Genomic DNA, 13,196 nt, shown 5'->3' on the forward strand with positions numbered 1-13,196 from the left:
GGGTGGTTTAACCCACCCTCACCATGTCTCAAGAAAACAAACTTTTTAACGGACGCTACCGGCTAATTTATCGACCCGAATCGGTTTCATCAGGTACAATTTGAGGAATTGCCAAGCGTTAGAGGCGAAGATAGGCAATTTCTTCAGGAATTTAACCGGTGCGGGACTGTTTTCGCTATCGATCGCCCGTAATCCCTCGTTATTGCGAACACAAATCTCTAGGCGATCATAAAATTCAGGACTATCCACATCGAGAACAATCGGGAAGACGCGGCCGGCGGTTTCATTGGTCTTCTCGATCACATACTTATCGTACTCGCGAGCGTCCAAACCAAGAATGGCGTAGAAACCGGAACGCTGAGTATCATTGAGGTACATCGTAGCGAAGACCGAAAGCAGGAAGAAACGACACCAGAGACGAGCGCGCCAATCGTTAAGAATATCAGGCTGCGCGCGCATGATCGCATCGAAGAAGTCCCCGTGACGGTTTTCGTCTTGACACCAATTCTCGAAGAAGTTAAAAATCGGATAAACCCGATCTTCGGGATGTTGTTCGAGATGACGATAAATGGTGATATAGCGCCAATAACCGATTTTTTCGGAAAGATAGGTGGCGTAGAAGATAAATTTCGGTTTAAAGAAGGTGTAGTTACGGCTTTTGGTTAAAAATCCCAAGTCAAGGGAGAGGTTAAAATCCGATAAAGCCTTATTAAGGAACCCAGCGTGACGCGCTTCGTCCCGGGACATGAGGTTAAAGCATTCTGCGAGAACGGGATTTCTGTTTTTTAAACGTCTGCCGAGTTCTTTGTAGAGAAGAAAGCCGGAAAATTCGGCCGTGCAGGATCTTTCCAGAAATTCCACGAATAAGCGGCGAGTTTCGCCATCAATATGCTCCCAAGAGCGATCGAATTCTTGATTGCGAACGAAGTGATGCCGGTTATAATCGGTACGGAATTCCTCTAAAATCGCTTTCAGTTCTTCCTCGTTAGCGGCGATCGACATTTCCGCCATCGCTTCAAAATCAGTGGTATAGAAGCGGGGAGTGAGGATCGTTTCTTTAGCGGGAACTTTTATACCCGGACGGATTTCCTCGAATTCTGGTTTTTGGATCGTGCTGACCATAGGGATTATTGATTTTACTCTGGGATGATGATTGAGACGAGTAAAGGCTCTGACGTGATAATGACGAGCCGTGAAAAAACGGCTAGGATTCACTATAGCAAGCTCTCAGCCCTAGACTCCCTTCCTGTTCATTAAAAGTTACAACTCTTAATTAAGCTGTGTGAACAAACCCAGATTTTTCGCTGGGAGTCTTGACAAATGTTCGGAGATGTGGGGTGATATGGGGAAAACTTCTGGCGATTGCGCCTAAATAGAGTATTATGCAGAAAGTTGACCTATATCTTTACTCTGGAGAGTGTTATACAGAAAGTTTCTGTATAATAGCTGAGAGGGGGACAAGCGAGCTAGAAGGTAGATAGGGCAAGCGATATCGCTCTTTGTCCTTTGATGTAATCCTTCAACCGATAGCGGCTAATTTGCATTAGCTCTTCTATATTTTTTGGGAACATTTGATGTAGCTGGAGCCAATGATAGAGATGTTGACCCACATCAAAACTACTGTGTCTGCGTTGACCTTTATATCTTTTTTCAGGTCTTGTGACATATTTTTGGATTCCCATATCCTTAATTTTTTTACCTTGCAGTGTGGCACTTGTATAGGCGATAGCTATAACAATTATCAGCTTTGATAGGTATTGCGGTGCTAATTGAGAACCTTCTAAGCTATAGCCTCCAGACCTGAGAGGGGGACAAGCGAGCTAGAAGGTAGATAGGGCAAGCGATATCGCTCTTTGTCCCTTGATGTAATCCTTCAACCGATAGCGGCTAATTTGCATTAGCTCTTCTATATTTTTTGGGAACATTTGATGTAGCTGGAGCCAATGATAGAGATGTTGACCCACATAAAAACTGCTGTGTCTGCGTTGACCTTTATATCTTTTTTCAGGTCTTGTGACATATTTTTGGATTCCCATATCCTTAATTTTTTTACCTTGCATTGTGGCACTTGTATAGGCGATAGCTATAACAATTATCAGCTTTGATAAGTATTGCGGGGCTAATTGAGAACCTTCTAAGCTATAGCCTCCCGACTTAAAATCTCGAAACATCTCCTCAATATCAAATCTTTTTTGATCGGCAATTATTGCCGTCTCTAAATCTCCAAAGTTAGTCAGAATATACCAAGGTTCTTTTGTTTTAAAACCCCGATAGGTTTTTTCCACTTACCAGCTAAGTTAAACGAGCCAAATCCCTGCTCTTTTGTCATATTGACATCATTCAAAAATAGTTTAGTTCCTGGACTTAAACCTAACTCTCTCATTTCTTGATAAATTCCTTCTTTTGTCTTGACATTTGTACTTTGTTTTTGTCTTAAGCAAAAGTACAAACTCTGCTTCTGAAGACACTTTCCTAGACTGACCGAGCAAAATTCTCTATCTCCTAACACCAGGATTTTATGACCTAATAGCACCGTCAATATTTTCCCCAATACTCGCTGCTGTTCTTCGAGATTACTACTTCCTTTTTTATCCAATATCTCCCAATAGATTGGGATGGCTATCTTGTCATAAATTAGACTCACCATCAAGATATTTATTGCTCCCCAACTCCTTCGGTCTATGGCAATATATACTAATCCTTTTATTGTGAATCTCTCCTGCTGTTTTAACATCTCTTTTAGGCAGACAAACCAGATTTTTTCAATATTCAGAATTTCCAGCTTTAAAAATCTTTTTAGTTTTTTTCTCCGACTCTCAAACAGGATTGGTATTGGTAAGGCTTCAGCTAATATCTCTAACTTTGCTTGCTTCAATATTTGCAAGGTTCCAACTACCATTAACAACAGTAGATATCTGGCTCGCCCCAGTTCATTTTCTAACACTTTCTGGTATAGTTCACTTATCATTTTCGTTATTTAGGTCATATATGGTAAATATGACTTATCTTTTTTGGGAGTCTGTGTCTGTATTCCATGCTACATAAGCTTTTCAGCTGGCTTGTCCCCCTGTCAGGTATAATAGACCTCTTGCATAAATCCGAAAACAAACGATAGAAACAATAATGGGAGGGACTTTCAGTTAATTATTTATTAGTAGTTGATAATCTTCAAAAATGTTGCTGTACAAGGATCGACTTAAGACTTTTGCAAGAGGTCTATTAAAGATCTTCCGCCAGCGGTTTCCGAAAGGCTACACCTGATGGAAAGCCACACTAGGGTTGGTGTGCTACGGGGCTTGGTTAAGATCGGTGTGCTTAGTTTGTCATCACACCACGAAGTTCTGGTTGGGCATGCAAGTGCGCCTAACAATTCAATGCAGGCGCGACGGACCTGACGGGCTGCAGCCTGATCTCAAACGTTATGCGCCTGAACCAGAACAGGCTGCTGCTTGTCATACTGAAGGAACATTTGCAAACGCTGGAAGGATCGCGTGGAAAACATTGATACACTTCACCAGCACTTAAAGCAGCCAGACATCACACTTGCCAAGTATGTTCGTGCGCGACATCTTGAACTGGCGGTGTCGATTACTGATCGGCACAAAATCTATCTGGACACACGATACTGGCTTCTATTTCGTGATGTCGTCCTCGGCCGGCGAACTGATGAATCACTAATTGCGCTGCTCGATCAAATACGCAACGCGGTTCAATCTGAACGAGCCATCTGTCCTGTATCGCAGGACAGTTTTTCGGAGGTTTTCGTTCAAAACGATCCGGTTACACTCGCGTCAACGATTAAATTGATGGACGAATTGTCTGGAGCCGTTTGCCAGACCGAGTTCTTTTCTCGTCTAGATGCCGAACTCTGGCATTTCATGGTTCAGAAAACGAAGGGTGACGCTGCCGTTTGCGACCTCGATCAATTAATGTGGACAAGGTGTGGCTATGTACTCGGATACGTATCACCTCGAAATGACGCGTTCACCAAGGAGCAATCGGACGCGATTGAAAAAGCGTTCTTCGATCAGATGTGGGTGGCAACTTTCTCAGATATTTTCGAGCATCTTGGTTGTTGTCCTAACTGGAAGGTTGATCAAAACTCCGTCAACAAAATGAACGTCGGCAAATTTGCTCACAACGACGATTTCAATTCGTTCGAGCAACTCTTCATGATCGAATTGGCCGGTTTCCTTGATTTGTCGCGTGATTCTCTTGCTCGGATAATTCATCGGATGTATTTGACGGAATTCGGTGACAAAGCCGACCCCAATGCGAAACCCGATCCCGCCGTGGGCAAAATGGCTGCGAATTTCGTGTATCAGGCGTTCCGCCTAAACAAACTTGATGACGAACTACCAACCCTGCGTACGTACGTCACCCTTCATGCCGCATTACGATGGCGCAAAAACCAGAAATACAAACCCAACGATCTCGCCGATCTTCGACATGTGGCAATGGCTCTTCCCTACTGCGACACATTCCTAACGGAGAGGCCACTATGTCACCTCATTCACGAAAAACATCTGGGGCTTACAGACCGATTCAAATGTCAAACCTTTGCCGACCCAAAACTTGCGTTAAAGTACCTTCGCGACATCGGCGTATAAAAAAGTGCGATCACACTACAGTAGCGATCGCCGATCTTGTAGGGTGCGTTCCCTAATGCAAGTCCTACTGCTCCACTGATCGATTTTTGGGGAACGCACCATGCACATTTATTGAAACTGTGGGTTAAAGTGCGATGCCGCTCTGGTGGGATCAGATCGCTATCGCTGTAGGGTGCGTTCCCTAATGTGGCTCTTACTGCTCCACCGATCGATTTTGGGGGAACGCACCATGCACATTGATGGAGGCTCTGGGTTAAAGTGCGATGCCGCTCTGGTGGGTTGAGTTGGGGAATGTTAGCGAAGATTCCCAATGTTTAGGTTAAAATAGAGGGGCAAAAGTTGCAACAGGGTCGCTTATTTTTAGCTGTGCTTCGTGTCACTGAGCCTTTACATTGAGCGTGTCGAAATGTGTCGAATTGCTGTTTTATAGAATCCATTTGGTATCTTAGGATACAGCTAATCGTCGTAGTAGAAGTCGAAGAAAACAGAGATGAATTTTGGTAGTGGAGTGTTCTAAAGTGCGCTCAAAATTTTTGACTAAAGATTTGCAGCGTTCCATCCAAGAATTACTTCTTTCAATCACCCATCGAGTTTTTACAGGTACGAATCCTGATCAACCCTTCTCCGCTTTTTCGGTTTTTGACGGTTTTGGAGACAGTTCAAACTGAATTTTAGTCATTATCTCTGGATAGACCTTAACCAACTCTTTCTCTATTTTGTCAGGATGATAACCATTATCTAGAAGAATAGTCGTCTTAGGCAGTTCCGACGGTTTTAACTTGAAATAGTCAATACCTCGAGTTAACAACTCAATCAATCCTTGGTCATCAGATAGGTTGGCGGGAGTACAATGAGCGAAAAAGGGAAAACCAAGACTATCCGTCGCTAGATGACGTTTAATTCTATTGGTGCACTTGTAGAAACAAAATCCTTTCGTCTCAACACTCGCATTAAGTAGTCGTGCAAAATTAATTTCCTAGTGAAGATAGGCAAGAGGCAAGAGGCAAGAGGCAAGAGGTGGTTAGATAGGTGTAATTAATTTTGCTTAGGTACTTACAGGTATTTTTGACCTGACAGGGGGACAAGCAAGCTGAAAAGCTTATGTAGCATGGAATACAGATACAGATTCAAAAAAAAGATAAGTCATATATAGTAAATATAGCCTAGATAACGAAAATGATAAGTGAACTATACCAGAAAGTCTTAGAGAATGAACTGGGGCGAGCCAGATATCTACTGTTGTTAATGATAGTTGGAACCTGGCAAATACTAAAGCAAGCAAAGTTAGAGATATTAGCAGAAGCACTACCAATACCAATCCTGTTTGAGAGTCGGAGAAAAAAACTAAAAAGATTTTTAAAGCTGGAAATTCTGAATATTGAAAAAATCTGGTTTGTCTGCCTAAAAGAGATGTTAAAACAGCAGGAGAGATTCACAATAAAAGGATTAGTATATATTGCCATAGACCGGACGAGTTGGGGAGCAATAAATATCTTGATGGTGAGTCTAATTTATGACAAGAGAGCCATCCCAATCTATTGGGAGATATTAGATAAAAAAGGAAGTAGTAACCTCGAAGAACAGCAGCGAGTATTGGGGAAAATATTGACGGTGCTATCAGGTCATAAAATAGTGGTGTTAGGAGATAGAGAATTTTGCTCGGTCAGTCTTGGAAAGTGGCTTCAGAAGCAGAGTTTGTACTTTTGCTTAAGACAAAAACAAAGTACAAATGTGAAGACAAAAGAAGGAATTTATCAAGAAATGAGAGAGTTAGGTTTAAGTCCAGGAACTAAACTATTTTTGAATGATGTCAATATGACAAAAGAGCAGGGATTTGGCTCGTTTAACTTAGCTGGTAAGTGGAAAAAACCTATCGGGGTTTTAAAACAAAAGAACCTTGGTATATTCTGACTAACTTTGGAGATTTAGAGACGGCAATAATTGCCGATCAAAAAAGATTTGATATTGAGGAGATGTTTCGAGATTTTAAGTCGGGAGGCTATAGCTTAGAAGGTTCTCAATTAGCCCCGCAATACTTATCAAAGCTGATAATTGTTATAGCTATCGCCTATACAAGTGCCACAATGCAAGGTAAAAAAATTCAGGATATGGGAATCCAAAAATATGTCACAAGACCTGAAAAAAGATATAAAGGTCAACGCAGACACAGCAGTTTTTATGTGGGTCAACATCTCTATCATTGGCTACAGCTACATCAAATGTTCCCAAAAAATATAGAAGAGCTAATGCAAATTAGCCGCTATCGGTTGAAGGATTACATCAAAGGACAAAGAGCGATATCGCTTGCCCTATCTACCTTCTAGCTCGCTTGTCCCCCTCTCAGATTTTTGACTGCTTGGTAATGATTCGGTAGTAGTGGTGTAGCTCTCTTGCTTACCTGGTATGAATTGTGTAAAATATTTATTAATAAAAATAATTGGAACCCGCTCAGTCTTTAAACCTCTAGCTTGCTCATGACTTTTATGATAAATATCTTTTTCTGGCTCCTGTCTGGCTTACTCAAATATCAGTCTAGCACCGAACAAAGTCCCCCCCCTAGTTCACCTCTATTCCCCTGTCAAGCGTTGTGGTTCTCACCATAGGATCAAGAATGGTTCTATTCCTAAGGGAAAACCCAAACGTCAAGGTAAAGAATGTGGTCGTCAGTTTGTGATCAATCCCACTAATAAAACCGTCTCTGACGAAACCAAGCAATTAATTGATAAACTCTTGCTCGAACGAATTTCCTTGCGAGGAATTGCTAGAGTAACAGGGGTAAGTTGGTGATGGTAACAAAATTATGTCAACAATAAACTGGCGGCTGTTCCCCGTCAAATAAAGGTTTCGGACAAACCAAAAGGTAAATTGGTTATAGAATGTGATGAAATGTGGTCTTTGGTTTTTTCTAAGACGATAAAAGTCTATATTTGGCGGTTAATTGATAGAAATACAAGAGAAATTATTGGTTGCTATGCGCGGAGATAGGAGTCGTCAATCAGCCAAAAAACTTTGGGCTAGTTTACCAGGCGTTTACCGACAATGTGCAGTTGCTTACACAGACTTTTGGGAGTCATATAAGACAGTAATTCCCAGTAAACGTCATCGACCAGTCGGTCAAGAAACTGGTCAAACTAATCATATTGAAAGATTAAATAATACCTTTCGACAAAGGATTTCTCGGCTGGTGAGAGAGAGTCTATCTTTCTCTAAAAAAATGGAGAATCACGTTGGGGCTGTTTGGTATTTTATCCATGACTACAATGCACAGCAAAGCAAAGGATTAAGCCGCCATCACTACTACCGAATCACCACCAAAAAATTTAAAGCACAACAGATCGGTTTAACGGGAGAACTAGAAATCCAAATTCCCAAATCTATTAGTCGTTTACGAATCCAAGGATCGGGAAGTCGTTTTGTTCATGGTGGCGCAAGTTTACAGGAAATTATTATTCCCATTGTTAAAGTCAATAAAAAAAGACGAGGGGATCTTTCTACCGTGGAAGTGGAAATTATTCGTAACTCTACCTCAACCATTACATCAGGGCAACTAGCTGTTACTTTTTATCAACAAAAACCCGTCACCGATAAAGTTCAACCTCGTAGGCTAAAAGCTGGCATCTATACCCCCATAGGAGAGTTAATTTCTGATCTCCACGAACTGACTTTTGATTCCCCATCGGAAAATCCAAGAGAGCGAGAATTTCCAGTAAGATTTATCCTAACCAGTCAAGGGAATAATATCAATAATCAAGAGGTATTATTACGATTAGAAGAAAAACTGACCAATACTTCCCATTTTACAGAATATAAATCTGTTTCCTATCCCATCCGTCGTTCCTTTACCGGTGATTTTGATTTTTAAGTACCCACACCCCACACCCCACACCCCACGGGAGCATTTTTGGCGATTAATCCTGTTCCTCTAGCCATTTTTGCCAGATATCCGGACGACGTTCCTTCGTGCGCTCCAGTTGTTGTTGATAGCGCCAATCGGCGATATCCTGATGATTACCCGATCGCAAAACCGGCGGCACTTGCCAACCGCGAAAGACCGGCGGCCGGGTATATTGGGGATAATCCAATAAACCTGCCTCAAAACTCTCCAATTTCAACGATTCTGCTTTACCTACCGTCCCGGGTAACAACCGCGTCACCCCGTTAATAATGGCTAAAGCCGGGATTTCCCCACAAGTTAGGACAAAATCCCCTAAAGATACCTCTCTAGTCACCAAATGCTCACAAACCCGCTCATCTACTCCTTCATAATGCCCACAGATGAGAATTAACTGCTGATAACTACTGGCCCAGGTTTTCAGTAAAGCTTGATTGAGAGGTTCCCCCTGGGGAGTCATCAGCACGATCTCCCGGGGTGGTAAAATTGCTAAAGACTCGATCGCCTCAAAAATTGGCTCTGGTTTTAATAACATTCCTACACCACCACCGTAGGGTTCATCATCGACACGACGGTGTTTATCATGGGCAAAATCCCGAAGATTGACCAAATTTACCCTAGCGATGTCGCGTTCGAGAGCTTTTGCCAACAACCCCGACTGCAGCGGTGAAGTAAAAAAATCGGGAAAGAGAGTAATAATGTCAAACTGCACGGGGAAAATTAAGGCCTAGACTGGGATAGTGTTTAATGTATCATTTTGTCACGGTTCGATCGGTTAAAATCTTGCTAATTTTGCGCCAGTCTATCTCGATAACATGATAGACTATGCTGTACTGTCTAGGGTTTTTTCTGGCTCTAGCTTGAGTGATCGAAGTCTAGCCTAGACTAAAAGTTAACTAACAGTCCGTCATTGCCAGTGGATCGAAGAAAATTGCTAAAATCGCCTCTACTATTGCTTGATGTCCCGAAAAATATTCCTAAACCGCATTTTTTTCCGTCAACCGCTCAGGGAAAATAACATCAAGATACCTGTACATCTTCCCGAAAAACCTTCCATCCCTAAAAATGTCTATTCGTTCAGTGACATGATCATCGAGCTAGAAACCCAACACCACCAAAATCCTACCCCCGTATCTCTCAAAACGGCGATTTTAGTCATTGGAGGTGCCGAGGATAAAGTCCACGGTAAAGAGATACTGCATACCTTTTGGAATCGCGCTGGGGGTAGCGAAGCAGTGATCGCTATTGTTCCCTCCGCTTCCAGAGAACCAGTTTTAATCGGCGATCGCTATCAGAAGATTTTCGAGGAAATGGGGGCAAAATACGTCAAAGTTATCGATATTCGCGATCGTGTGCAGGGAGAAGATGCCCAATTCCAAGCCTACATCGAAGAGTGTACAGGTGTATTTATGACCGGAGGCGACCAGCTGCGTTTATGCGGTTTGCTCTCCGATACTCCCCTGATGGAAAGAATCAGACAAAGAGTGCAACAGGGAGAACTAACCCTGGCCGGAACTAGCGCCGGGGCCGCCGTTATGGGTCATCACATGATTGCTGGGGGCAGCAGCGGGGAAGCACCCAATCGGGCCCTAGTGGACATGGCCATGGGATTAGGTCTCATTCCTGAAGTTATTGTCGATCAACACTTCCACAATCGCAATCGCATGGCCCGGTTAATGAGCGCTATCTCTGGTTATCCCGAACGTTTAGGAATTGGCATCGATGAGGATACCTGCGCTATGTTTGAACGGGATGGCATGATGACAGTAATCGGCTGCGGTACAGTGACGGTAATTGATGCTAGGGAAATGTCCCACACCAACCACCATCACGTCACCGCAAACGAACCCCTGAGTCTGCATAACCTGCGGGTACATATTCTTGCCTACGGTGATGGCTATCATCTCAAAAAACAGCAAGTGATCCCTAAATTGGCGTAAAAAAACTCCTGAAAAACTGTTCACGATGAACAGTTTACCCATCTCGGAAAACCAGACAATAAAGAACGGCTTCTTTGTGCTTCTCAACAGCGAACACCAGCTACATCATGAAAATTCTCAGAACCCAAACCCTGCGCGGTCCCAACTACTGGAGTATTCGTCGCGACAAGCTCATTGTTATGCGTCTGGATCTCGAAGATCTCGCAGAGAAGCCATCGAATGAAATCCCCGGCTTTTACGAGGGATTAATCGACGTTCTCCCCAGTTTAGTCGAACATTACTGCTCCCCCGGTTATCGCGGCGGTTTCTTTGAACGAGTCCGCACTGGCACTTATATGGGCCATATTATCGAACATATCGCCCTAGAATTGCAGGAATTGGCGGGAACTCCCGTCGGGTTTGGTCGCACTAGAAGCACCTCCACCCCCGGAGTCTATAACGTGGTGTTTGAGTACGTTGACGAGCAAGCGGGACGTTATGCGGGTCGGGCTGCCGTGCGTTTGTGTCAATCGATTGTCGATACGGGAACCTATCCTAAGGAAGAATTGGCCCAGGATTTAGCCGATTTACGCGATTTATGCAATAATGCCTCCCTCGGTCCGAGTACCGAAACTATCGTCAAAGAAGCACAAGCTAGAAATATTCCCTGGTTACTCCTGAGCGCTCGTGCCATGGTGCAATTGGGCTATGGTGTTCACCAAAAGCGCATTCAAGCCACTTTAAGCAGTTTTTCGGGGATTTTAGCCGTTGAGTTGGCCTGTGACAAGGAAGGCACGAAAACTATCCTCAAGGATGGTGGGATTCCCGTCCCCCGGGGTACGGTGATTCAATACTTGGATGAGTTGTCAGCGGCAATCGAGGAAGTGGGAGGATTTCCCATCGTGATTAAACCCCTCGATGGCAACCACGGCCGGGGCATCAGCATCGATGTTAAAACTCAACAGGAAGCAGAGGAAGCCTATGATCTAGCCAGTGCCGCCTCGAAAACTCGCAGCGTGATCGTAGAAAGGTACTATAAAGGCAGTGATCACCGAATTTTAGTCATAAACGGCAAAGTCGCCGCCGTGGCCGAACGGATTCCCGCTCACGTCGTCGGTGATGGGCGCTCAACTATAGAAGAATTAATCGAAATTACTAATCAAGATCCCAACCGGGGTGACGGTCATGCCAACGTTTTAACTAAAATAACTATTGACAAAACCGCCCTTAATGTGCTAGAGAAACAGGGCTATGAATTAACCAGCATTTTAGCCCACGGAGAGATCGCCTATCTGCGGGCCACGGCTAATTTAAGCACCGGCGGCATCGCCGTGGATCGTACCGACGAAATTCACCCCGAAAACGTCTGGATCGCCCAAAGAGTGGCAAAATTAATCGGTTTGGACATTGCCGGGATCGATGTGGTCACAGAGGATATCCGCAAACCCCTGAAAGAAGTGGACGGGGTAATCGTAGAAGTCAACGCCGCCCCCGGTTTTCGGATGCACGTCGCCCCCAGTCGCGGTTTACCCCGCAATATCGCCGCTCCAGTTATCGATATGTTATTCCCCCCGGGACTCCCAGTCGCGTGCCAATTCTGGCAATTACGGGAACTAACGGCAAAACCACCACTAGCCGCTTAATCTCTCATATTTGCCGGCAAACGGGGAAAGTAGTCGGATTTACCACGACGGACGGCGTATATATCGATGATTATCTGGTAGAAAAGGGCGATAACACCGGTCCCTACAGTGCCAGTATGATTTTGAAGGATCCCACAGTAGAGATTGCTGTGTTGGAAACGGCCCGGGGTGGTATCCTGCGATCGGGTTTAGCCTTTAATCAGTGCGATGTGGGGGTGGTGTTAAATGTGGCCGCCGACCATTTGGGTATCGGTGATATCGACACCATCGAACAAATGGCGAAGGTAAAAAGCGTTGTGGCCGAGGTGGTTAGCGCCGAGGGTTACGCGGTTTTAAATGCCGATGACCCCTTGACCGTTAGTATGGCCGAAAAAGTCAAGGGAAGAGTCGCTTATTTTTCCATGAGTCCCGATAACCCGATTATTCACGACCATATCCGTCGCGGTGGCATGGCCGCCATTTATGAGAATGGCTATCTGTCGATTCTAGAGGGAGAATGGACGCTGAGAATCGAGGAAGCAGTCAATATTCCCGTGACTATGCAGGGAATGGCTCCTTTTATGATTGCTAACGCCTTGGCCGCCTGTTTAGCCACTTTTGTGCAGGGTATCGATATCGAGTTAATTCGCCAAGGGGTGCGGACTTTTAAACCTTCCGTGGCCCAGACCCCCGGCAGGATGAACCTGTTTGACTTGGGACACCATCACGCTTTAATCGATTATGCCCATAATCCCGCCGGATACGAAGCCGTCGGCGGTTTTGTCGGCAATTGGTCCGGGGAAAAAGTCGGCGTGGTTGGGGGACCGGGCGATCGACGTGATGATGATTTAATTTTACTAGGGAAATTATCGGCCCAAATGTTCGATCGAATTATTGTTAAGGAAGATAACGATACTCGCGGTCGCCGCCGGGGGGAAGTGGCCGATTTAATTCTCCGGGGAATTAGCCAAGAAAATCCCAGTTTGCGGCCAGAAGTTATTCTCGATGAAACGGAAGCTTTAGAGAAGGCTTTAAGCACGGTTTCTGAGGGTGGTTTAGTGGTAATTTTCCCCGAAAGTGTCACCCAGGCGATCGATTTGATCGAAAAACATCGACCCCTGACCGATAATCAGGGTTAGAAGTTAGGAAAAAT

9 protein-coding genes and 2 pseudogenes are annotated in these 13,196 nt (G+C 44.3%); 6 read left to right on the forward strand and 5 right to left on the reverse strand.

Annotated features, from left to right (window positions below):
* Nucleotides 1–45: 45 nt before the first annotated feature.
* The 4 genes from acsF to VL20_RS15660 form a co-directional block, all read right to left on the reverse strand.
* Entirely contained in the window at nucleotides 46–1,122 is a 1,077-nt protein-coding gene (gene acsF / locus VL20_RS15645; protein WP_002742302.1) for a magnesium-protoporphyrin IX monomethyl ester (oxidative) cyclase, read from the reverse strand.
* 344 nt (nucleotides 1,123–1,466) lie between these two features.
* A complete protein-coding gene (locus VL20_RS15650) occupies nucleotides 1,467–1,682 on the reverse strand; it encodes a hypothetical protein (protein ID WP_052277033.1) in 216 nt (71 codons plus the stop codon).
* A 138-nt stretch (nucleotides 1,683–1,820) separates the two neighbouring features.
* Nucleotides 1,821–2,285, reverse strand: coding sequence for a hypothetical protein (locus VL20_RS32845; protein WP_284525814.1), 465 nt, complete (start codon nucleotides 2,283–2,285; stop codon nucleotides 1,821–1,823).
* On the reverse strand, nucleotides 2,234–2,968 hold the full coding sequence (locus VL20_RS15660; protein WP_128575233.1) for a hypothetical protein: 735 nt from the start codon (nucleotides 2,966–2,968) through the stop codon (nucleotides 2,234–2,236). Before VL20_RS15660 ends, VL20_RS32845 begins: the two co-directional genes overlap by 52 nt.
* A 523-nt stretch (nucleotides 2,969–3,491) precedes the next feature.
* On the opposite strand from VL20_RS15660, the gene VL20_RS15665 reads away from it, so the two are divergent.
* From VL20_RS15665 to VL20_RS29000, 4 genes and pseudogenes are all read left to right on the forward strand, one after another.
* On the forward strand, nucleotides 3,492–4,610 hold the full coding sequence (locus VL20_RS15665) for a hypothetical protein (RefSeq protein ID WP_052277034.1): 1,119 nt from the start codon (nucleotides 3,492–3,494) through the stop codon (nucleotides 4,608–4,610).
* A 1,176-nt stretch (nucleotides 4,611–5,786) separates the two neighbouring features.
* Nucleotides 5,787–6,521 carry a hypothetical protein gene (locus tag VL20_RS15675; RefSeq protein WP_128575234.1) on the forward strand — a complete coding sequence of 245 codons (735 nt, stop codon included), beginning with the start codon at nucleotides 5,787–5,789 and terminating at the stop codon, nucleotides 6,519–6,521.
* Nucleotides 6,470–6,934, forward strand: coding sequence for a hypothetical protein (locus VL20_RS32860; protein WP_284525815.1), 465 nt, complete (start codon nucleotides 6,470–6,472; stop codon nucleotides 6,932–6,934). Before VL20_RS15675 ends, VL20_RS32860 begins: the two co-directional genes overlap by 52 nt.
* A gap of 202 nt (nucleotides 6,935–7,136) precedes the next feature.
* Nucleotides 7,137–7,875, forward strand: a pseudogene (locus tag VL20_RS29000) (IS1 family transposase); the annotation flags it as partial.
* A 643-nt stretch (nucleotides 7,876–8,518) separates the two neighbouring features.
* On the opposite strand, the gene trmD reads toward VL20_RS29000, so the two are convergent.
* Nucleotides 8,519–9,214 (reverse strand): tRNA (guanosine(37)-N1)-methyltransferase TrmD, encoded by a 696-nt coding sequence (gene trmD, locus VL20_RS15690; protein ID WP_052277036.1) that lies wholly within the window; start codon nucleotides 9,212–9,214, stop codon nucleotides 8,519–8,521.
* A 373-nt stretch (nucleotides 9,215–9,587) separates the two neighbouring features.
* Between trmD and VL20_RS15695 the strand changes: the two genes are divergently transcribed.
* A complete protein-coding gene (locus VL20_RS15695) occupies nucleotides 9,588–10,442 on the forward strand; it encodes a cyanophycinase (RefSeq protein ID WP_043995965.1) in 855 nt (284 codons plus the stop codon).
* 107 nt (nucleotides 10,443–10,549) lie between these two features.
* A pseudogene (gene cphA, locus VL20_RS15700) lies at nucleotides 10,550–13,182 on the forward strand (cyanophycin synthetase).
* Nucleotides 13,183–13,196 lie beyond the last annotated feature (14 nt).

Origin of the sequence: Microcystis panniformis FACHB-1757, assembly GCF_001264245.1 — a bacterium.
GTDB lineage: Bacteria > Cyanobacteriota > Cyanobacteriia > Cyanobacteriales > Microcystaceae > Microcystis > Microcystis panniformis.

Coding starts and splice junctions, on each gene's coding strand:
- acsF (WP_002742302.1), bottom strand. CDS start 1,122: ATGGTCAGCACGATCCAAAAACCAGAATTCGAGGAAATCCGTCCGGGT.
- VL20_RS15650 (WP_052277033.1), bottom strand. CDS start 1,682: ATGGGAATCCAAAAATATGTCACAAGACCTGAAAAAAGATATAAAGGT.
- VL20_RS15660 (WP_128575233.1), bottom strand. CDS start 2,968: ATGATAAGTGAACTATACCAGAAAGTGTTAGAAAATGAACTGGGGCGA.
- VL20_RS15675 (WP_128575234.1), top strand. CDS start 5,787: ATGATAAGTGAACTATACCAGAAAGTCTTAGAGAATGAACTGGGGCGA.
- VL20_RS15695 (WP_043995965.1), top strand. CDS start 9,588: ATGATCATCGAGCTAGAAACCCAACACCACCAAAATCCTACCCCCGTA.